This is a genomic window from Thermogutta hypogea, assembly GCF_055386265.1.
Genome location: NZ_AP042425.1, coordinates 860,552 through 881,578 on the forward strand (window position 1 = coordinate 860,552; position 21,027 = coordinate 881,578).

Annotated in this window: 16 protein-coding genes; 14 read left to right on the plus strand and 2 right to left on the minus strand. The window is 61.9% G+C overall.

Annotated features, from left to right (window positions below; all coding sequences use genetic code 11):
- Positions 1 to 55: 55 nt before the first annotated feature.
- Entirely contained in the window at positions 56 to 1,654 is a 1,599-nt protein-coding gene (locus ACZ5B4_RS02905) for a twin-arginine translocation signal domain-containing protein (protein ID WP_464912944.1), read from the minus strand.
- Between the two features lie 255 nt (positions 1,655 to 1,909).
- Positions 1,910 to 2,263, minus strand: a complete 354-nt coding sequence (locus ACZ5B4_RS02910) for a hypothetical protein (RefSeq protein WP_464912945.1) — start codon at positions 2,261 to 2,263, stop codon at positions 1,910 to 1,912.
- 345 nt (positions 2,264 to 2,608) lie between these two features.
- On the opposite strand from ACZ5B4_RS02910, the gene ACZ5B4_RS02915 reads away from it, so the two are divergent.
- From ACZ5B4_RS02915 to ACZ5B4_RS02980, 14 genes are all read left to right on the plus strand, one after another.
- Positions 2,609 to 3,414 (plus strand): IS5 family transposase gene (locus ACZ5B4_RS02915; protein WP_464913989.1). Its coding sequence is split into 2 segments (ribosomal slippage): positions 2,609 to 2,954 and positions 2,954 to 3,414, totalling 807 coding nucleotides; the frame shifts between segments, so codons are not numbered across the junction.
- A 391-nt stretch (positions 3,415 to 3,805) separates the two neighbouring features.
- Complete coding sequence (locus ACZ5B4_RS02920) at positions 3,806 to 5,437, plus strand: chemotaxis protein (protein ID WP_464912946.1); 1,632 nt, start codon at positions 3,806 to 3,808, stop codon at positions 5,435 to 5,437.
- A 256-nt stretch (positions 5,438 to 5,693) separates the two neighbouring features.
- Entirely contained in the window at positions 5,694 to 7,316 is a 1,623-nt protein-coding gene (locus ACZ5B4_RS02925) for a glycine--tRNA ligase (protein ID WP_464913990.1), read from the plus strand.
- A gap of 393 nt (positions 7,317 to 7,709) precedes the next feature.
- Complete coding sequence (locus ACZ5B4_RS02930; protein WP_464912947.1) at positions 7,710 to 9,176, plus strand: hypothetical protein; 1,467 nt, start codon at positions 7,710 to 7,712, stop codon at positions 9,174 to 9,176.
- A 197-nt stretch (positions 9,177 to 9,373) separates the two neighbouring features.
- Positions 9,374 to 10,696 carry a DegT/DnrJ/EryC1/StrS family aminotransferase gene (locus tag ACZ5B4_RS02935; RefSeq protein ID WP_464912948.1) on the plus strand — a complete coding sequence of 441 codons (1,323 nt, stop codon included), beginning with the start codon at positions 9,374 to 9,376 and terminating at the stop codon, positions 10,694 to 10,696.
- 105 nt (positions 10,697 to 10,801) lie between these two features.
- Positions 10,802 to 12,139, plus strand: coding sequence for a DegT/DnrJ/EryC1/StrS family aminotransferase (locus ACZ5B4_RS02940; RefSeq protein WP_464912949.1), 1,338 nt, complete (start codon positions 10,802 to 10,804; stop codon positions 12,137 to 12,139).
- A 115-nt stretch (positions 12,140 to 12,254) separates the two neighbouring features.
- Positions 12,255 to 13,622 carry a DegT/DnrJ/EryC1/StrS family aminotransferase gene (locus tag ACZ5B4_RS02945; RefSeq protein WP_464912950.1) on the plus strand — a complete coding sequence of 456 codons (1,368 nt, stop codon included), beginning with the start codon at positions 12,255 to 12,257 and terminating at the stop codon, positions 13,620 to 13,622.
- A 151-nt stretch (positions 13,623 to 13,773) separates the two neighbouring features.
- On the plus strand, positions 13,774 to 15,222 hold the full coding sequence (locus ACZ5B4_RS02950; RefSeq protein ID WP_464912951.1) for a Gfo/Idh/MocA family protein: 1,449 nt from the start codon (positions 13,774 to 13,776) through the stop codon (positions 15,220 to 15,222).
- Between the two features lie 86 nt (positions 15,223 to 15,308).
- Positions 15,309 to 16,616: a Rid family hydrolase gene (locus tag ACZ5B4_RS02955; protein ID WP_464912952.1), complete on the plus strand. Its 1,308-nt coding sequence runs from the start codon at positions 15,309 to 15,311 to the stop codon at positions 16,614 to 16,616.
- Between the two features lie 427 nt (positions 16,617 to 17,043).
- On the plus strand, positions 17,044 to 17,289 hold the full coding sequence (locus ACZ5B4_RS02960; RefSeq protein WP_464912953.1) for a hypothetical protein: 246 nt from the start codon (positions 17,044 to 17,046) through the stop codon (positions 17,287 to 17,289).
- Between the two features lie 79 nt (positions 17,290 to 17,368).
- Complete coding sequence (locus ACZ5B4_RS02965) at positions 17,369 to 18,163, plus strand: hypothetical protein (RefSeq protein WP_464912954.1); 795 nt, start codon at positions 17,369 to 17,371, stop codon at positions 18,161 to 18,163.
- The gene (locus tag ACZ5B4_RS02970; RefSeq protein ID WP_464912955.1) at positions 18,160 to 18,894 is read left to right on the plus strand and encodes a YdcF family protein; all 735 of its coding nucleotides are present in this window, start codon (positions 18,160 to 18,162) and stop codon (positions 18,892 to 18,894) included. Before ACZ5B4_RS02965 ends, ACZ5B4_RS02970 begins: the two co-directional genes overlap by 4 nt.
- Before the next feature lie 235 nt (positions 18,895 to 19,129).
- Positions 19,130 to 19,795: a response regulator gene (locus ACZ5B4_RS02975; protein ID WP_464912956.1), complete on the plus strand. Its 666-nt coding sequence runs from the start codon at positions 19,130 to 19,132 to the stop codon at positions 19,793 to 19,795.
- Positions 19,796 to 20,223: 428 nt separating this feature from the next.
- Entirely contained in the window at positions 20,224 to 21,024 is an 801-nt protein-coding gene (locus ACZ5B4_RS02980) for a WecB/TagA/CpsF family glycosyltransferase (protein ID WP_464912957.1), read from the plus strand.
- The last annotated feature ends 3 nt before the right edge of the window (positions 21,025 to 21,027 follow it).

A 21,027-nucleotide genomic window follows, 5' to 3' on the forward strand; every position in this document is an offset into this window, starting at 1 on the left:
GCAACATGAACCGGCCGGTCGGGGCTCGAACGGTCATCGGGCGCGGCGGATGCGTTCACGCGATTACGGAGTCGTAGGGCCTGCCGAGCAAGTCGGCCACTTTGCGAAAGAGTTCCGCGTTTCGACCCACGCTCAACGCCCCGTGGTGCGTCGGAGCCAAGGCGAACCAGGCGTCCATCATCCTCGCAGGCGGGAGCGGGAACCGGACGTGCGACATCGTGTTGCCGATGCGCAGAATCGGGGCCTCGATCGCTTCGCCCTCATTGGCGATCATACGCAGTTGCCCGCGGTCATCTTGCGTCACATTGAGCATGGTGACCGGTCCCTTGCGGACGGTGGCCTCCACGCTGACGCCCGCGCCCCATTTGCCGTGATAAAGCCCCATGCCGCGCAGGATCGGTCGCCCGTCGGCGATTCCGATGTGGAACGGGCCGTCGTGACCCAGGATGATGGTCCCGCGATCGTAATCGGCGGCCACGATTTCGCTGTAGCTGCCGCCCACGCCCAAAATGTCGCTGATCTTCATCGCGACGGCCGTCTTCATGTCTCCCTCGCCGCTGCACGGCACGCCTTGGGCGGTCAATAGGGAGTAGCCGAGGATCGCCGCCTCTTGAAGGCGCTCGTATTCGTTGCCCGGCGCCCCGCGGTAGTAATACGTCAGCGCGTCCAATTCGAATTCCGCGACCAGTTTCTCTTCGGCGACCGCAAGGCGGCAAGCGGCATCCAATTGCTCGGGACGCGGCTTCTTGGCCAGCGGGTCGGAGGGCGAGTCCTCGCTGATTTCGAACATGCCCTCGATTTCGGCCAGTTTGCGGCGTTTCTCGGCCTCGGTCACCGTCTCGGCGAGGCGTGCCAAGTCGCACATCTCCAGCACTTCCACGTGCATGCCGGTCTGCGCCGTGATCATGGTGAAATCGCTGTACATATCCAACATGCCGGGATAGGTGTGGCCCAAGAATCCCATTCTGCCGTCCCGCAGCGTGCGGACGACGCCCGCCGAACGAATCCATTCGGCGATCTCGCGCCAGGCGGCGACGGCCTCCGGCCGGGCGGCCGTATTTTCGTCCGCCACGGAAATCTCCGGCGTCCCATCGAGTCCCAAAAGCCCGCTCACCACGCGGAAAGGAATGCCGCAGCGGCGGAAGGCGTTTGCGATTTCCGGCACGCAGCAACTCACGCATTGGGCCAACCATTCGCCGGTGCCGGTCTTGTCGTAGTTCATGGCGGAGGCGGGTTGCAAGTTGAGCACCACCACCGGCCGGCCGCAATCTTGCGCGATGGTGATGTGGGACGCGCTCATGCCGTAGGTCGCCGCATGACAAAAGACGATGTCCACGTCACGCCGTCGGAATTCCTCGGCCACACGCCGCGCCTTGGCCTCGTGGTCCACCATCCCCGCATAGTACACATCGCCCCAAGACTTCATACGCGTCTCGATGAATCGGCCGTAGCCGAGCAACCGCTCCAAAAGTCCCGGGAACTGCTCCCAATAGCGTTCATGCCCGATCGAGTACAAACCTACCCGGGCGCGCTTGCCCTCGCGCAGCCGTGGTAGCGGACCGTCGGCTTGCAAACTTGTTAGGGCACCCCAACCGGCCGCACCGATGCCGGCCCCCGCCGTTCCCAAAAATCCCCGCCGCGTCATTTCACTCATGGTTCATCTCCGCGTTTTGTGGCAAGCCGTATCTTGGCAACGACCGGGACCTGCGCGTCGACCGCGTTTGCTTCCATTGTGTTTACGAGCCGGCACCCCCGCAAGTGAACCGCGTCATGACGGCAAGACGGGAACAAGAACGGAAACGAGGAGCCGGAAAGTCATCCGACTCCTCGTTCCGGTTTGGCATGCAGGTGGACGCGCGGCAGTGACGCGAGATCCTGCCGCCGCGAGTAACCGCCGAAAACTAAATCGTCAGAAGGGGTTCTCGATCAAGGGGTCGCAGTCGCCGATGTTCCATTGGTTTTGCGACAAATCCCCATCCTGGAGACGCCCCTGATTCATGCCGGCGGCATCCGTGTAGGACGAGTCGGAAGCGCCGTCGACCACGCAATCCGGGACCTGAACGTCCCAAGGATGCGCGATGTAGTAGGATTGGTCCAAGGAAATCACGGCCTCGACCACATCGCCCAATTCCGTGATGACGGCATCGCGGACGGCACTCAGTCCGCCCACAATTCCAATCACCAACACGGTGATCAGGAGAATCCATTCGAACGTCAATACACCCTCGTCCGACTTCCACATATTCTTCAGTACAACCCTCACGATCGGTTCCTCCAATATGAGACACGAGACGTACCGGCACACGCGACAGAGATTTGCTCGCACATTTCATGCCGAAGGCCGATAGGAGCGACGGCGAGCCCCCTGCCGCAATCACAAATCCCAACTGGGCAATGAGTTGAGTCGCAATGCAGTTCCCCTTCGCGGTGAAGTCTCGTCGCTGCAAATGTTCCGAGGTTTTAACAAAACACTCTTGCGGATGCCCGGACTGTTGTCCGGCAATAACATCTAAGGGGTTCTAACAAAACCGCTCTTGCCTAGTCTTTGCAATGCTGCTTAACTCTCGGGCCAGCCTGGTTAGCCAACGGAAGTGTCAAGGAGGACATGATGGCGAAGCCGTTGTTGCCCGACGCGCTGTGGGAACGAATCCAGCCACACCTACCGCCCGAACGCCCCAAGCCGAAAGGAGGCCGGCCGCGTGTTCCCGATCGCGCCGCGCTGACGGGGATTCTTTTCGTGCTGAAGACCGGTTGCCCCTGGGAGTATCTTCCGAAGGAATTGGGTTGCGGAAGCGGCATGACGTGCTGGCGGCGACTCCGCGACTGGCATGCAGCCGGTGTGTGGAAGAAGATCTGGAGGCTGCTGCTGGACGAACTGGGGGCGGCCGGTCGCATCGACTGGTCAACATCGGCCATCGACAGTTGCTCCGTGCGGGCGCTTTTTGGGGGGCAAAGACCGGCCCGAATCCCACGGATCGCGGCAAGAATGGCTCGAAGCGCCATCTGATGGTCGACGGCAGCGGCACGCCTCTGGCGATTGCCCACACCGGCGCGAACTGTCACGACTCGGAGATGGCCGTTGCTCTGGTTGATGCCGTTCCTCCGATCAAACAACCTCGCGGCGCGCCGCGCAAGCGGCCCGACGAGGTGCTCGCGGATCGCGCGTATGACGCCGAGGCCAAGATTCGCAAGCCCTTGCGGAAGCGCGGCATTCGGCCGTTGATTGCCCGTCGCAACACCGAACATGGCAGTGGCCTGGGCAAGTTCCGCTACGTCGTCGAAGCCTGCTTCGATTGGCTGTTCAACTGGCGCCGTCTGCGGGTGCGTTACGAGAAACGACCGGATCTTCACGATGCGTTCCTGTTCATCGGTTGTGCCATGATCTGCTGGAACCGGGTCATGGAGTTTTGTTAGAGCCCCTAAATTCGCCCGCTGATTCGTGTCGCCCCATCTCGGGAATCGGCCGGCGCTCTTCCGCGTCCGTTGTCTCCGCTTGGGTCTGCAAGGAACGAGGCCTCGCTTCGCAAGGTGATCGTGGACGGCATGCACTTTGCGTTCGCGGATCGGGCCGTAATTACCCTTCGCGAAATCAAAGCCCCTCGCGCGTCTGATCTTGAGCTAAGTTTGCATACCGGCGGGCGACGATCGCACTTGTACGGCCACAACCTCGGAGCTTTGTCGGTCGCACTGATGCCCGAGCCGGCGCTGCGCGAGGAGCCGGCGTCGCGCCGGGGAATCGCCCAGACGGGCGAGGCGTCATCCTCGCTCGGACGCAATACCGCGAACCATTCCGAGAGCCAAAGTCATGAGCCACCTCTCGCAACTGCTGCTGGAAAAAGAAATCCTTCTGGAAAGCGGGACCAACGAACTGGAGGTCCTCGTTTTCAACGTCGCGGACTACACGTTCGGCATCAACGTGGCCAAGGTCCGGGAGGTCCTTCCGGCGCCGGAGATCACGCAGCTACCCAAAGCGCACCCGTCCATTCGGGGCGTATTCAAGCTGAGGAATCAAGTCATCCCCTGCGTTTCCCTCATGGATCACCTGGGCATTTACTCCGGCGGTGAGCACTGTGAATCGACGGCAATCCTGACCGATCTCAACCAGCAACAAACGGCTTTTCTGGTGGACCGAGTGGAGCGCATCTACCGCCTGAGCTGGGAAAACGTCCTTGCGGTGCCCGGTTTGACGGCTCTGTCTCGCATGCCGGTTACGGCATTGACCCGGTGCGGCGAGCGGCTGATCCTCATGCTCGATTTCGAGATGATTCTCGATGAAGTGACGAACCAGTATTTCCGCACGCATTGCGTGGAAAACGTCGATCAGGTACCGCGCGATCAAGCCCGCATCGTCTTCGTGGAAGACTCTCCGACGGTTCGCGAGGCGGTCGTAAGCACGCTCCGCGAGAGCGGCTACCGGCAGGTGATTTCGTTCGAGAACGGAAAGGAAGCCTGGTCGTGGCTGGAGTCCGAGGTCCGCGCAGGCGATGCGCGTGAGCCGATTTGCGACTTGGTGATTGCGGATGTGGAGATGCCTCAAGTCGACGGCCACCATCTTACCAAGCGGATCAAGTCGGACCCGCGGCTGCGGCACATCCCCGTCTTGCTATATTCCTCGATTATCACCCCGGAAAACCGCAAGAAAGGCGAGGCGGTGGGAGCCGATGAACAAATCGCCAAACCGGATCTTTGCCGCGTCGTTCAATTGGCGGATGAGTTGATCGGCAAGGCCAAACCCGGAGGCGCCGGTACCCCGGAAAGGGAGTACTCCGCGTCAGTTCGCCAGGCACTTGAAGAAGGGCCTCGCGAGGCGAACCCCGCGTCGATCACGGGCCGATCGGTGCCGGCCGGTTCGGTGGAAGAGCCCACGGAATCGAACCCGGGAGTCGGCGCGGTGGTTTCCGAAGCCTTGGAACCGCCCGCGATGCCCACGACGGACGCCCCCGCCTGCCTAGAATCCGCGGGGAGCCTTGATCCGAGCTGCGACAACACGGCAACCGCTGAGGCTGAGAGCGAGGAATGCCCCGTGCCCCCCGGAAAGAATCGGCGGCTATGGCAGACCTTCATCAAGGAGCTGGATGAGCGATGTCGCGCTTTGAACGACCTCATCCGTCCCTTGGACGTCCGGGCCCCGAGTTTTGATGCCTTGGTCGAAATGGCGAGGATACTGCACACCGTCAAATCGGCCTCGATGGTGGTTCCCGTCGAGGAAGTGACTCGGTGCACGCACCTTATCGAGGAGCAGGTGGTCCGGCTGCAACAAGTCGGCGGAAGTGTGCCGAAACAAGGTCTGGAACGCTACGTCGCATGGCTCGAAATGTTGGTCAGTCCACCCGACGGCGACATCGTGGGAGCCCTGCGATCCGGGAAACCCCTGGCCGAGGACCTTGCTCGGATGCTTGCGGGCGACGGGGTTCCGGAAGCGATGGCGACGGCCTAGCTGGCCCGCTTAGTTCAAGTCGAGCACCGTCTTCAGTCAAGCCGAGTGCGCAAGCCGCATTTCGAGTTCGCCCACCTGATAGACGTTTTTTTCTCCGCCGGGTAGACTGGATTCTTCGCCCTCGGCCCGCCGGTGTGCACTACGGTGCGTCGAGACCCGCGGGGTTCCTGCCGACCTGATCGGATCTCGCGACTCATCCGCCGCCGTAACCGCCGAACAAGGGTATGCCTTCCAACGGAGTTTTCTTGCCATGAACATGGACGCCATCGTGTCGCTTTGCCGCCGACGCGGATTTCTATTTCAGTCGAGCGAGATTTACGGCGGTCTCAACGGGTTTTGGGACTACGGGCCCTTGGGGGTCGAGCTGAAGCGGAATATCCGCGAGGCTTGGTGGCGCGACATGGTGACCTCTCACAATGAGCTGGTCGCTCCGCCGGGCGCGCCCTCGCCCTTTGCGATGGTCGGATTGGATTGCACGATCATCATGCACCCGCAGGTCTGGAAGTGTTCCGGCCACTACGACCTGTTTCACGACTACATGGTCGATTGCCGCGAGTCCAAACGGCGCTACCGACACGACCAAGTGCAAGGCCGATGGGTTTCCAAGGATGACCGGCGTATCTTCGTGGCGACGGAATTGGTGGGAGCCGAGGCCGAAGAGGATGTCTTACACAAGGCCCTGAAGTTTTTCGGCCTGCGTGCGAAGGATGCCGAGTCCCTATGTTGGGAAAGCCCGCTGGTTTGTTTGACCACCGTCGATGATTTCAGCCGGGTCTTGGCGCCGGATGCCAAGACGCTGGGAACCCTCACCCCGCCCCGCGAGTTCAACCTGATGTTCAAAACTTACGTCGGGGCCTTGAGCGGCGAAGAGAACACGGCCTTCCTGCGACCGGAGACGGCCCAGGGAATCTTCGTCAATTTCAAGAACGTGCTGGATAGCACTCGGGTCAAGATTCCTTTCGGCATCGCCCAACTTGGTAAGAGCTTCCGCAACGAGATTACCCCGCGCAATTTTACGTTCCGTTCGCGGGAATTCGAGCAAATGGAAATCGAGTTCTTCTGCCGCCCGGAAAGGTCTCGCCTGTGGTACGAATACTGGCGGAATCGCCGTTACCAATGGTACGTGGACCTGGGATTGAGCCGGGAGCGGTTGCGTCTCCGTGACCACGACGCAAGTGAACTGAGCCATTATTCTTGCGGTACGGCTGATGTGGAATACGCATTTCCATTCTTGGCTCCCGGCGACTTCGGAGAATTGGAGGGAATCGCCCATCGCGGCGATTTCGATCTCCGCAGCCACATGGAAGGCAAGCTGGTTCGACAAGGCGATCAGTTAGTGGTGGAGTTGGGGCCGAACGGGCAACCCAAGCACCGCGGCAGCGGTCGCGATCTGAGCTATTTCGATGACGAGACGCGAGAGAAATTCATCCCGCATGTGATCGAGCCGTCGGCGGGGGCGGATCGCGCAGCCTTGGCCTTCTTGTGTGAAGGCTACCAAGAGGATGAAGCTCCCGACGAACACGGGAAGCCCACCAAACGCGTGGTCCTGCGTCTGCATCCGCGTTTGGCGCCGATCAAGGCGGCCGTGTTTCCTTTGGTCAAGAAAGACGGTATGCCCGAGATCGCCCGAGATATCTACGCCGCCCTCAAACCTCTTTGCAATGTCTTTTACGACGAAAAAGGGGCCGTCGGACGCCGCTACCGCCGCCAGGACGAGATCGGCACGCCGTTTTGTATTACCGTGGACAGCCAAACGCTGTCCGATGGCACGGTGACGCTCCGCGACCGCGACACGCTCAAACAGTGGCGGATTCGAACCGACGATTGCCCCGCCGCAATCCTCGGCCTCATCTCGGGTACGACGCAAATTCCCGAGTGAACGCTGCGGGCTGGGCCGGAACGCTCTGCGTACGTTTCGGATCGAAGTAACGTCGTTCCCGCCCTCGGAACGCCGGTGTCCTCCATTCCGCATGGAATGCAACTCTTGGCCTTGCGAATCGGCCGCTCTTTGGAATTACTTACCCACGCTTTTCCCGGCTCGGTTTTGGCAGCGAAAGTCTGCCGGTAACGTTGACTCGGCCGGATGCGACGATGGTGGCGAATCCGTCTCGCTCGCCTCAAAACCCCGGATGCCTAAACCCGTGGCAAATGCTTGACACCCTTCGGTGCCGGCGCTAGACTGACGGGCGACCTGAACAGAAGTCCCGCCCATGCCGTCCGCCCGAGGCGTCGTTCAAGCGTGTTGCGAGCATCCGTTGAAGAGGTATTCCCCATGCTCCGTCGCGTCTTTGCCAAGCAGCGACTTCGGAGGTACGAATCCAAAGCCGATCGAAAAGCCAAGCCTCTGACAGCGGTTGCTCGCCTTGCCGTGCTCCTGCTGGGAATGTGTGCGGGTTGGCTCCCGTGGGACGACTTTGTAGTCTCTTCGGCAAGTGCTCAGGAGCGGCCGGGCCTGCGCGTCGCCACGTTTTACTGTGATGTGACGCCCGCCGTCGGCGGTCAACCTTTGATCTGGCTCGATACTCCCGAAACCATCGAGGATCCGCTCTGGGCGAAGGGGATTGTGCTCGAATCCGACGGAAAGAGGTATGCCGTTTGTGCGTTGGATTGGTGCGGTCTGTGCAACTCGAGTTACGACCTGTTCCGAAATACGTTGGCCGCGGCGTTGGAGACTTCTCCCGAAAACGTCTTCGTGCATACGGTGCACCAGCACACGGCGCCGTATGTGGATGGGAACGCACAGCGGCACATGGCGGCGTACCCTGAATTACCCCTGTATGTGGATTTCGCCTTCCTGCGTCGCTGCGCGGAGAGTGTCGCGGCTGCGGCCAAGCAGAGCCTGTCCCGATGGGAGCCTTGCGACCGGGTGGGAGTCGGCAAGGCACTTGTGGAACAGGCGGCCTCGAGTCGGCGCATCCGCGACGAAAACGGCAACTTGGTGGTCCGTTTCAGCAGCGCCGGCAAAGACCCCAAAATGCGGGAATTGCCTGAGGGAAGAATTGATCCGTACCTTCGCACCATCACTTTGGCGCAAGGAGATCGCCCCATCGTTCGCTTGCACTTCTATGCAACGCATCCGCAGAGCTTCTACGGAGATCGCCGCGTGTCGGGGGATGTGCCCGCAATGGCGCGGGAGCGACTACAAAAAGAGGAAGGCGTGTTCCAGATCTATTTCACGGGCTGCGCGGGGGATGTGACGTTCGGCAAGTACAACGATGGTTCTCGCGAAGCCCGCGACGCCCTCGCCTCTCGTTTGTACGAGGGAATGAAGAAGGCCGTGGAGACCACGCAATTCTCACCCGCCGACCGCTTCGGTTGGTGCTCGCGTCCCGTCGTCTTTTCGCCGCGGAGCGATGCCGGGCAGACGGCGGAGGATCATCAGCGGGTGCTCGCGGATACGCAGCAAAGCCCGTTGAATCGGACCTTGGCGGCCGTCCGCCTGAGTTTCTTCGATCGCCGGGATCAACCGTTTACCGTACAGGGACTGCGGATCGGCCCGGCGGTGGTCTTGATGCTCCCCGGCGAGTCGTTGCTGGAGTTTCAGGAATATGCGATTGCCCTGGCCGGCGACGCGACTTTTGCGGCTGTGGCGGCCTACGGTGATTTGGGAACCGGTTACATTTGTTACGACGCCGCGTTTCAGGAGGGCGGATACGAGCCGACGGCGAGTCGCGTCGCACCCGGTTCGGAGGGCGTTTTGAAGGAAGCCATTCGCGCCGTTATGGAGGCGCTCCAATAGAGCTCTGATAACGCGATGAGAACGGGACCCGCGAAACCGAGAGCATGAGACGCCGACAATCCGAGGGTAGAGCGGCGCTTCGGCAAGAACCTCGCCGCCCCGGATCGTCGGTGGGACATCGGCTCGGACCGAAGTGGTCTTGTGCATCTTTGAGTAACCGGATTGGAACTCGAATACCGAGATCGGGGAGATGGCTTATGAATCGTCGCGCATTTTTGGCGGCAAGCGGTAGTTTGGCGTTAGCGAGCAGCGTAGCCAGGCGTTCCCGCGCGGCCGCGGTCGACAAGCCGGCCCTGCTGGGGGGCAAACCCGTGCGAACCGAGCCGTTTCCCGGCTGGCCGCCGACTTCCGCACCGATGGAACAAGCCGTCGCCCAGGTCGTCCGTTCCGGAAATTGGTATCGCAGTGGAAACGTTGAGGCTTTCGAAGAGCGTTATGCCGAGATGAACTCGGCCAAGTACTGCGTGGCGACTTCCAGCGGGACGACGGCGCTCTTCACTTCGCTGGGCGCGTTGGGCGTGGGACCGGGGGATGAGGTCATCGTGCCGCCTTTCACCTTCATGGCCACGGTGACGGCCGTGTTGCTTCACCACGCGCTGCCGGTGTTCGTCGATTCCGATCCGGAAACCTTCCTCATGGATTCGACCAAGTTGGAGGCCGCGGTGACGGACCGCACCAAGGCCGTCGTGCCCGTGCATATCGGCGGTAATGTGGCGGACCTCGACCGCATCGGCGCCGTCGCTCAAAACCGCAAAATTCCCATCGTGGGCGACGCCTGTCAGGCCCATTTGGCCGAGTGGAAGGGAAAGTCGGCGGGGAGCTGGGGAACGACCGGGTGCTACAGCTTTCAGCTCAGCAAAAACTTATGTTCCGGCGAGGGTGGAGCCGTCATCACCAACGACGAGGCCGCGGCGGACGCCTGCTTTGCCTTTCACAACTGTCTGCGGCGGCGGAGCGGCGCCCGGGGTGAACTGCAATATCGCGGCGGCCGCAACGGGAACTTCCGCATGACGGAGTTTCAGGCCGCGGTCTTGCTGAGCCAACTGCCCGACATCCTGGCCCGGGGTGCGACGCGATCGGACAACGGCGCGTATCTCACGTCGCTGCTGCAAGAGATTCCCGGCATCCGACCGGCCCGAATGTACGAGGGTTGTACCCGCAATGCCTATCATCTCTACATGTTCCGTTATTCGCCCGAGGCCTTCGCCGGTCTGTCTCGCAACGGTTTCGTGAAAGCAATGCGCGCGGAGGGTATTCCGTGCAGTCCGGGTTACGACCCTTTGAACAAAGCGGAGTTCATTCGCGACGCCCTGTCGTCGCCGGCGTACCGCCGCGTGTACGGCGACGCGGAGTTGGCACGTTGGGCGGAACGCTGCGAATGCCCCGAAAACGACCGACTGTGCGCCGAAAGCGTGTGGCTGTATCAAACGACGTTGCTCGCGGAACGCTCGGCCATGGATCAAATAGCGGAAGCCGTACGGAAGATTCACGCCCACGCCGCGGCCCTCGCGTCGGCGTGATACCCGAAAGGAGTCGTTGTTGTCGGCGGGCAAGACCTCGGGCCAAGCCGGCTCGAATGCGGCGCCGGATTACCAAAAGGTTGTCGAAGAGAGCGAGGGAGTGTCATGTCCAAGTCCCATGTTGTTTCCAGGCGCGGATTCTTGACTTCGACATCGGGTGCCGCCGCGGGCTTGATTCTGGCTCAGGGTACCGGTCGTCGCGTTGCCGCATTCGAGGGTGCGGGGGAGAAATTGGCGCTGGAGGGCGGGCCGAAGGCGGTAACGCTCGTTCCCGAAAGCCGGCCGCGCTGGGGGGAACCGGAGTTGCGGCAATTGGAGGAGATGCTCCGCCAAAGTTCCCTCTTTTATTGGGGAGGACCGCAGACGCAACTGTTGACCGAGCGGTTCCAAGAGATTTGTCCGGTCAAGTACGTTCAGACGTGTTCCTCCGGAACGGCGGCCTTGCACATCGCGGTTTCCGCCGCGGGCATCGGGCCGGGTGATGAGGTGATCACGACGCCCATTACGGACATCGGCACCGTCATCGGGGTGATCTATCAACAGGCCGTGCCGGTGTTCGCGGACTTAGGCGCTGATACGTACAATCTCGATCCCGCGGATGTGGAACGCAGGATCACGCCGAAGACCAAGGCGATCATCGCCGTCCATTTGGCGGGCAATCCCTGCGATCTCGATGCCCTCAAAGCCGTCGCCGACCGGCATAACCTGATCTTGATTGAAGATTGTTGCCAAGCTTGGGGAGCAAAGTACCGCGGCCGACCGATCGGAACGGTGGGCCATTTTGCGTGTTTTTCGTTGCAAAACTCCAAGCATGTGACCTGCGGCGACGGGGGCGTGGTGGGGACCAACGACGAACGCTTCGGCCCGCTACTCCAAAAATTCGGCGACAAGGGGGGCGATCGGCGGAAATGGGGCGGGTTTGACGCCTTCGCGACCAACTATCGCATGAGCGAACCTCAGGCGGCTGTGGCGGCGGCCCAGCTCGCACGCTTGGAATCGATCGTTTCCGCTCGATCGCGGTTGGGCAACCTGCTCACGGAACTCATCTCCGGAGCCCCCGGCATCGTGCCGCACGGGGTGCGCCCCGACGACCGCGCGGTTTATTGGTTCTACATGTTCCGTCTCAAAGAGGGCGCGCTCCGTTGTAATCGCTCCCAATTCATCAAGGCGGCCGCCGCGGAAGGGGCCAACTTGATCGGCGGCTACATCGCACAGCCCCTGTATCGAGAGCCGGTGTTCCTGAACCACGGCTTTTTCGCCGGCCGCTGGCCGATCAAGGAGCTGGGACTCACCGACATGGACTTCAGCAAGCACTCCTGCCCAGAGGCGGAAGCGATCCTCACATCGTGCGTGCGCGTGCTGATTAGCGAGAATATGACCGAGGAGTACATTCGGCAACTGGCGGCGGCCATCCGGAAAGTCGCCCGTTATTACGCGGCCTGAGAACCCCTTGCCCGGCGACGAATGCCGGTCGAAGTTGCGGAGAAGCGGCCGGCTTGTCGGCGCAGTGGGAAGGTGGTGTTCGGTCCTGCGGATTTCAACGAAGCGAGGTGGGATCATGGAAAACCAATCTTCCAATCGGAGGCAGTTCTTGGAGACGATCGGAGCGGCGGGAGCGGCCTCGATGCTCGGGGCGGCGGCCTGGGAACACCGGCCGGCCGCTGCGGCCGAAGCGGAGAAGCTCGCCATTGACGGCGGAACGCCGGTCCGCTCCGACACTCTGTCCGCCTCCCCTTACGGGCCGCAATTCTATGACGAAGCGGAAGAGAGCGAGCTGATCGACGTGTTGCGGTCGCGGTCGCCTTTTCGTTGGTGGCACGGCAATTCCAAGGTCCTGGAATTCGAAGAGGCCTATGCCAAGCACATCGGCGCCAAATTCGCTCTCGGCGTAACGTCCGGAACGACGGCCCTGTTCACGGCCATGGCGGCGATGGAGGTGGGGCCGGGCGACGAAGTCATTCTGCCGGCCTGGACTTGGTACGCGGATTACGACGCGGTCGTCTTGGCCGGAGCCTTGCCGATCTTCGCCGAGATCGACGAATCCTTCAACATCGACCCCGAGGACATCGAGGCCAAGATCACGCCGCGGACCAAGGCGATTATCGCATGCCATCTCCAGGGCACGCCGGCCGATCTCGATCCCATCATGGAGATAGCGAAACGTCACAACATTTATGTTTTGGAGGACTGTGCCCAGTGTTGCGGCGGTAAGTACAAGGGAAAGTACGTCGGCTCGATCGGCCACATCGCGATCAACAGCTTCCAGCTCAGTAAAACGATCACGGCGGGCGAAGGCGGAGCGGTCCTGACCAGCGATCCGGTGCTCTTCGAACGCGCCGTCCGTTTCCACGACGTCGGCTCCATCCGCTCTCCCTATAGCGAGGCCCTCAACGGCGGTTTGCTGGCTGCCTTCGCCTCGTGCAACTTTCGCATGAACGAGTTTACGGGAGCGGTGCTCAAGGCCCAATTGACCAAACTGGAAACCATTTGCGATCGCGTCCGCAAGAACAATCGCGTGGTGCGAGAGGGAATCGCGGATCTGCCCGGCATCAAGCTGCGCAAATGGCCGGACGTGGAAGGTGACATCGGCGTCGGTGTATTCCTGGATCTTGGCAATCGGGAAAGGCGGGATCGGTTTCTGCGTGCGTTGCGGGCCGAGGGCATCGCGGCCGGCGGCCCGGCCGGGTCGGTGATCCTGCCGATCGACGGCCGCATCGAGAAGAAGGTTACCGTCCACCCCGCTTGGCCCTCCTTCAATTCGCCGGAGGGCAAGGCCGTGGAATACGGCGCCAAATGCTGCCCGCGGACCATCGACATCATCGGACGTTTTGGAGGCGTGATCATCGACCCGAATTTCGATGAGGACGACTTGCAGGATATCATCAAGGCCGTTCGCAAGGTCTATCCGCGTATCGCCAAATCGTGATTGCGAGGCGGCCTTCGATTCGGCGTCGGCTGATTCGGACAAAGCGTGTTCAGGCACCGTACCGGCGCGGAGGAGCGGCCGCATGTTGGAGCCGGCGGTTCGAAGAATCCGCGGATTTCAAAACAATCTCAAGTCATGAGGAGAATAAAGTATGCGTCGCGAACAACTTCCGGAGACCGCCGCGCTGAATCGGCGCGGCGCTCTGAAACGGATGGCCGGTACCGCCGCAGCCGTGAGTCTGGCTACTTTAAGCTCGTGTAAGAGGTCGGCTGACAAAGGGGCGGAGGTGCCGGTTCCCGATCTCGTGCCCGGCAGCGCTAAGGGGGCGAACGAGAGGATCGGCGTCGGCATTATCGGCTGCGGTCGCCGGAACGGGCAGTTGGCAATCGGCAAAGGCGGCCAGGGAAAGCCGCCCGAGTACGCGAAAATCGTGGCCGTCGCCGATTTCAATGCCAAGCGAGCGGGCCAATGGGCGGAGAAGTACGGTGCCCAGCCTTTTCAGGACTACCGCAAACTGCTGGAACTGAAGGAGGTGGAGGTCGTCGTCTACGCCACGCCCGAGCATTGGCACTATTTGCCTTGCATTCATGCCTGCCAGGCGGGCAAGGATATTTACGGCGAGCAACCGCTCAGCCATACCGTCCGCGAGGGCCAAGTCATGGTCCAGGCGGTGCGCAAGTACGATCGCGTCTTTCAGACGGGCGAGCAGCAGCGATCGCATCCCAAGACGCGCAAGGCCGTGGAAATGATCCTCAACGGCTTCATCGGCAAGGTGCACACGGTGATCGGGTACAACTATCCCAGCCCGTGGGATTACCGATTTGCAGAGGAACCCGTGCCCGCCGAGCTGAATTGGGATGCCTGGTGCGGCCAAAATGAGGTCGTTCCGTTCAACATCAGTGCTTACGTGCCGCGGGTACCGTACAACCGTGAGAACTATCCGGCTGAACCCGCGGAGAAATCGGCCGTCGGTCCCGGCTGGATGTCCCTCCGCCCCTATTCCGGCGGCGAGCTGCTGAACTGGGGCTGCCATGGGCTGAGCATGGTGATGTGGGGGTTGGGCATGGATGACAGCGGCCCTGTTGAAGTTTGGGTGGAGCCCGAGGAAAAGCTGGCCGCGCTCACGTACGAGCAGCCCGAGAACCGCGAACGCGGTGATCAGCTCATGAGTTCGCCGGTCGTCCACTACCGCTTCGCCGACGACGTGATTCTCAAGCTCGAAAGCACCGAGTCCCGATTGGGCGGAGGCGGCACGTTCATCGGCGACAAAGGCAAAATCACCGTCTTCCGCGACGGCTATGAATGCGATCCCCCCGAACTGGATCAGCAACCCTTGCCGTCGGACGCGGTGCGCGTCTATGAGAGCGACAACCACATGCACAACTTCTACGAGTGCGTGAAGTCGCGCAAGGACCCCATTATGAAGGTGGAATACGGTCATCGCGTGGCGACGCTCTGCCACTTGGGGAACATTGCGCGATGGCTGGGACGCCGCTTGAAATGGGATCCCGAAAAGGAAATCTTCCCGGACGACGAGGAAGCCAACGCGTTGTTGGATTGCCCCAAACGGAAGGACTATGAACTGCCCGAGTCCGTTTGAGGGGCGGTTGTCCCAAAACCGCGAGCGACGGGCCGAGGCAACGGTGGCGAAACAGGTTTGAAGTCCGGAAGGAAAGGCTGTCGGGAATGAGAAATCGCGTCATTTCGGGGCTTGTGATCGGTTTGTTGCTACCCCTTCTCGTGGGCTGTCCCCGGGCGGGGAACTCGACCGGTGAAGGCGATCGAGCGTCCGCGGGTTCGGCCGCTTCCGAAGAGGCTTCCAAAGCGGCTCCCGAAGGAACAGACTCGGTTCGGGCGGGGAAAAGAGAGTGGCAGCCGGGGGTGCATCGGCTGGGCGCGGGGCCGCTTCCCGGTACCTCGTCGGTCGTCGTGGTCCATGAGAGGCCGCTGCTTTTCACGCGAGAATTGTCTCAGCAGGTTGAGGGCGGCGGCTCGGCCGAGGGATTGATCGCCAAGCTCGCCGGTATCCTGGAAGCGGGCGGAACGGACCTTTCGCAGCTAGTACGGTTGAACGTGTACGGCGTGTCCCAGGAGGAAGTGGAGACGTTTGTCTCTCAGCTTCCCAAGTTGTTGCCGGACGGGTGCGCGCCGGTTGTAACCGCCGTGGTGACGCCCCACCCCGATCCCATGGAAAAGGTGGCGATCGACGCTATTGCCGCGGTGGTGGGCGAGGCGGACGCGGTCACGGTGAAATCCATCCCACCGCGGCCGGACCACGTGGGGCCGGCGGACTATTCTCTGGCGCCGACCGGCAGGCTGGTGTTCCTCTCCGGCCGGCCGGAAAAGGGCGAGATGGCCGAAGCCGTCCAGGCCTCGATCCAAGGGCAACTCGCGCTGGCCGCCGAGCTGGGTTGCCAACCCGCGGGCATCGTTCAGATCCGGGTTTTTTTGGCCAAGATGGAAGATGTCCCGACTGCGTTCGAAGCAATTCGGGCGGCCTTTTCGGAGGGACCGATCCCTCCCGTCAGCTTTGCCGTTTGGATCGCCTCCGCTCCCGTCGAGATCGAAATGATCGCCTGTCGCCCTAAAGCCGCGGATAACGACGGCGAGGGCACGGAACCGGTCCGCTTCTACAATTCCCCCGATGTCAAGCCGTCGCCCAATTTCAGCCGTGCGGCGGTGGTGAATAGTCCCACGCTGATTTTCACGGCAGGGTTTCTCGCCCGAGAAGATGGGAACGGGACGCGACAGACGCGAGACGTCTTCTCTCAATTGACCGAGGCGTTGGGATCGGCCGGTAGCGATCTCCGTCACGGAGCAAAGGCCCATTACTTCGTATCCGACGACGACGCATCGAAGGCCGTGGACGTACTGCGTAAGGAATACCTTGATCCGGCGCGACCGCCGGCTGCTTCCAAGGCGATGGTCCACGGCCTGGGCAGATCGGGACGCGGCGTTTGCATCGATTGGATCGGGGTCCCCGGCGATACTTGAGGCTTCGGGTTTGCGTGCCGTCACGAAAAGAGTCAAACGCCGCCGGGCTGAGCATGGCCCCGGCGGCGTGTTGTCGTTTGTGAACATCTCATCCCACACGTTGTCCGGCTGAAACACCTCGTCGCAGTCTTCGCATGTCGGTTTTTTCGAAAAGACCGGTTGAGACAGGTTAGAGAAGCCTGTTTTGCCACGGCGAGGGCTTATTTTTGCCTTTGGAACGGGATGTGCAGCCGTCCTTAGTCCCGTTGCCCCATGCCGGCCGCAGGCTCACTCGATGGCCGCGCCGATCGCGCGGCGGCTGAACTCGGCATGTTCGTCGCGGCCGGCGAGAGCCGCCTGCGGACGAGTACGGGCGGCGCGGGTGTTAGCGAAAAAGGATGGGCTTCGATCGCGGAACGGCCCCAGGCTATTGCGGAGATTGATGACAATGCAGCCGATTCGTTCTCGAAAGTACCGGCGACACAGCCGGCGCGGGATGTTGAGCTTTGAGTGGATCCTCTTGATTTCGATTCTGGTGATCGGCATCATTGGCGGATTGGCGGCGGTGCGTAATGCGTTGCTGAGCGAATTGAACGACTTGGCGCAGGCCGTGGAGGCCATCAATGTTTGCGGCACTTCCGATCCCTCCGCTTGCCCGTCCGACGATCCGTGGTGGACGCCGCCGGGACCGTGAGCGTTCGGTTCGGCTTACTCCGGGAGTCGGGGGCCTACGAGTCGCGTCCGGATGCCCTGTGACGGAGAGGTGACGGTCGATGGCGGGTGACATCCACCGGCACGAATCCCCACGTCCGACCGACGCTCCCCAAAGAGAGCCTCGTACGCCGCCCGAGGAGGGCGGAGTCCTACGGCGTCTCGCGGCCGCCGTCGTGGTGGCGACGGCGCTCGTCCTCTGCGTCATCGCGCATGGTTACTGGCTGCCGCTGGCGGCGGAGCCCCTTCTTGCCCGCCCGATCCCGCCGGGCTTCGCCCCGTCGGCGATTTGGATCCATAGCGGCGACGGCTATTCCCTGCCCGGCCAAGATACGCTGAACCTTCTGGCGGATCTTCAGCAGCGTCATTCGGCGGATATCCTCGTCACCGTGGGGCGCCGCAGCAGGGTCGTAGAGATCGGCGCGTTGCCGCCGATGGATGAACTCATCCGCCGGGCAGCTTCGCGTCGCGGTATTCCGGCGGATCGCGTGGTCGGAGTGCCGTATCAAGGGGCGCAGCTTTGGGACGCCGCCGACTGGATTCAGCGTTATTTGAAACAACATCCGCAGGCCCAAGTGCTGTTTCTGTGTGAGGCTTTCGCCGGCGCTTCGGTGGAGCACGTGTTCGATTCGGCCTTCGATGCCGATTGTCGCGGCCGAGTGGCGGTGTTGGGGGTTCCCGATCGGCGATTCGACGCAGCGCAGTGGTGGCGGACGCGTGCCGGCGTCAAGGCCTTGATGAACGGGTATTTGTTCGGGGTGCACGGCTTGGTGCAGCCGCATCCGCCCGACCCTCCCGAGCTTACGGTGGAACAACTTATGGAGCGCTTCGCTCGACCCGACGGAGGGGTACCGTGATACGGTCGAGAAGGATCGGTTGCGGAATCACCTCGGTGTTGTTGGTGACGTTGCTGTTTCTTGTAATGCAGCCGCCGGTCCTGCGGTCCGCGGCCCGCTTTTTGGATGTGGGCGGCCCGCCGCATCCCGCCGACTATGCCATGGTCTTGGGCGGCGGCATCGAGACCCGGCCTTTCGCGGCCGCCGCGTTGCTGCGTCACGGTTGGGTCCGGGGCATCCTGATTTCCGAGTTGCCGCTCTGGGAAGACCGCGACGATGCGATTGTTCCGCCGGAACACGACGTTACGCGGAAGATTCTGACGATCCTCGGCGTGCCGGACGATGCCGTCATTCTGCTCCGCGGCGACCATGCCTCGACGTTTGACGAGATCGTATCACTGCGGGATTTCCTCCGCGATCACCCCGAGGCTACCGTTCTTGTCGTGACCGACGCCCTTCATACCCGGCGAACGGCGTGGAGCGTGCGCCGAGCCTTGGGGCCCGACGCGAAGCGCGTAGGATTCGTCTCCGCGGTGGGCGACGGATTCGATACCCACGATTGGTGGGTCTATCCGGAGGGGTTTTACTTCGTGTTGAGCGAATACCTCAAACTCGCGTTCTACCTGGTTCGCTACAGGGATCGCTGGACGTTTGCCGCCGCCGGGGCCGTCGTCCTGGGAATCGTCGCCTGGGTTCTAGTCTTAACGGTCCGTCGCCTCCGCCGCTCCTCGGCCTGGAAGACGCACGGCTGAGGATACTCTTGCCCGGACAAACTCAGGCCTTGTGTCCCCCGATCCTTGGCGCCTTGTTACGCCGGCAGGTCTTCTCCGGTCGCCTGCTCGAAAATCAACATGCCAGTGTTTACGGGATCGCCCTCTGTGATAGAATATGGGTGGTGACCGCGTATTAGCATGGAGGGGTTGCTGACTGGTAGGTGATAGCCACCCGAAGCAGGGGTGAAAACAGGCAACGCAGGGAGAAATCGCCATGTCGTCGCAAGTGCATATGTCGCAAGTCGGACGGAGAATTCGGGTCTTGTTGGCGGACGATCATGGTATGGTCCGAGTCGGGCTGAAGGCCATGCTGGTGGGAACGGAGATCGACATCGTGGCCGAGGTCGAGAGCGGCGAGGATGCCGTTCGCTACGCTTTGGAGAACGATATCGACGTCGTGTTGCTGGATGTTCGTATGCCCAACGGTGACGGATTGTACGCCTTGGGACGCATCAAGTTGGAGAGGCAGAGCCTACCCATCCTCATGCTTTCCACGTTCGATAACCCGACCTATGTGGCTCGGTCGGTCGCCTTGGGGGCCAACGGCTACCTTCTGAAGAGCTGTTCGCGCGATGAGCTGGTGAACGCGATTCGCGCCGCGGCGAACGGCGAAAACGTGTGGACCCGAGAGGAGCTGCGCCGCGTCACCGGGGCCTTGGCCACGCCGCGATTGGGCACGGAGGTGGATGTTCCACTGACGCACCGCGAGAGCGAGGTCCTCAAGCAATTGGCCCTGGGGCTGACGAACAAGGAAATCGCCACGCAACTGAACATCAGCTATGAGACCGTCAAGGAACACGTCCAGCACATCTTGCGAAAAATCGGCGTCGCGGATCGCACGCAAGCGGCCGTCTGGGCGGTGCGGAACAAACTGGTTTGACGCCGTCCTCCCGATTCTTCGTAACACCCCGTAAACCCGGAATCTTCCGCATCGACGGCATCTGGTTGGGCTGCCGTCTTCTCGGAGGGACGAGGTCTCCAACCCGGGCCGACTTGTCGGTCCGCTCATCTCCGCGCCCTGTATGCCATACTTGAGTAACCCGCCGGAGGCGAAAGGATATCATCCTTTGCCTTGTTTCCGGAGACGCCGTTCCTGCCCGGAACTCGCGCGGCGTATGGCTCGGCGGCCATGCGGCGGCAACCTCGAATCAAACAGGGCCCACGGTGAGTACCTCTTACGAAGTTTCGAACGACACTACGCTCCAAGCCGCGGTCGGACTGCCGCCGGGGCAAACCACGGCCGAATCCCGGCCGGAAAGCAGCCATCCGAGCCGATCGGAGAAATCGTGGTGCGGAGAGCCTGGTGAGGTGTCCCATCTTCCCGGGCAACGGCAAGACGAGACACGGATCCCTCCCCCCGTTCCCGTCGTCGAAATCTTGGGCCTGCCCATTGCGCGGTTGACGTTTGCAGAAACCGTCGCCATCGTGGAGCAACTGATCGACCTGGGCAGGCCGAGCTACTTTATCACCGCCAATCTGCACTACGCCAGGTTGTGTCGGCGGAATTGGGAGCTGGCCGACGTCAACCGCCGCGCAGCATTCTTGGTTGCGGACGGGATGCCGCTGGTCTGGTGGTCGCGTTGGCGAGGAACGCCTTTGCCGGAACGGGTGACGGGGGCGGACTTGGTGTGGGCGCTATCGGATTTGGCGGCGCGGCGTCGGTACCGCCTCTTCCTTCTCGGCGGGCGACCGGGGGTGGCGGATCGGGCTGCCGAAGTGCTTTGCGGTCGATTTCCCGGGCTGTCCATTTGCGGGACGGCCGCTCCCCAGCTCGATCACCTCAGCCATGACGAAGAACAAAGATTGCTGGAAACCATCGCCCAAAGCGGGGCGCAACTAATCTTTGCGGCACTCGGCCAACCCAAGGGAGAACTGTGGTTGGCCCGTCATCACGGCCGATGGGGCAATGCCGTGGCCGTACAAATCGGCGCGTCGTTGGACTTCATCGCGGGCACCCTTCGCCGCGCACCGCCGGTTTGGCAAAAGTTAGGCCTGGAGTGGGCCTATCGCCTCATCACGGAACCGCGACGGCTGCTGCCTCGTTACGCTGCCGACGCCGGGTTTCTGCTTGGTGCGATATTGGAATCCTTTTTCCGCAGGGGGAGTTGATCG

Coding starts and splice junctions, on each gene's coding strand:
- ACZ5B4_RS02955 (WP_464912952.1), top strand. CDS start 15,309: ATGAGAAATCGCGTCATTTCGGGGCTTGTGATCGGTTTGTTGCTACCC.
- ACZ5B4_RS02950 (WP_464912951.1), top strand. CDS start 13,774: ATGCGTCGCGAACAACTTCCGGAGACCGCCGCGCTGAATCGGCGCGGC.
- ACZ5B4_RS02975 (WP_464912956.1), top strand. CDS start 19,130: ATGTCGTCGCAAGTGCATATGTCGCAAGTCGGACGGAGAATTCGGGTC.
- ACZ5B4_RS02960 (WP_464912953.1), top strand. CDS start 17,044: ATGCAGCCGATTCGTTCTCGAAAGTACCGGCGACACAGCCGGCGCGGG.
- ACZ5B4_RS02920 (WP_464912946.1), top strand. CDS start 3,806: ATGAGCCACCTCTCGCAACTGCTGCTGGAAAAAGAAATCCTTCTGGAA.
- ACZ5B4_RS02905 (WP_464912944.1), bottom strand. CDS start 1,654: ATGAGTGAAATGACGCGGCGGGGATTTTTGGGAACGGCGGGGGCCGGC.
- ACZ5B4_RS02930 (WP_464912947.1), top strand. CDS start 7,710: ATGCTCCGTCGCGTCTTTGCCAAGCAGCGACTTCGGAGGTACGAATCC.
- ACZ5B4_RS02935 (WP_464912948.1), top strand. CDS start 9,374: ATGAATCGTCGCGCATTTTTGGCGGCAAGCGGTAGTTTGGCGTTAGCG.
- ACZ5B4_RS02940 (WP_464912949.1), top strand. CDS start 10,802: ATGTCCAAGTCCCATGTTGTTTCCAGGCGCGGATTCTTGACTTCGACA.
- ACZ5B4_RS02965 (WP_464912954.1), top strand. CDS start 17,369: ATGGCGGGTGACATCCACCGGCACGAATCCCCACGTCCGACCGACGCT.
- ACZ5B4_RS02945 (WP_464912950.1), top strand. CDS start 12,255: ATGGAAAACCAATCTTCCAATCGGAGGCAGTTCTTGGAGACGATCGGA.
- ACZ5B4_RS02925 (WP_464913990.1), top strand. CDS start 5,694: ATGGACGCCATCGTGTCGCTTTGCCGCCGACGCGGATTTCTATTTCAG.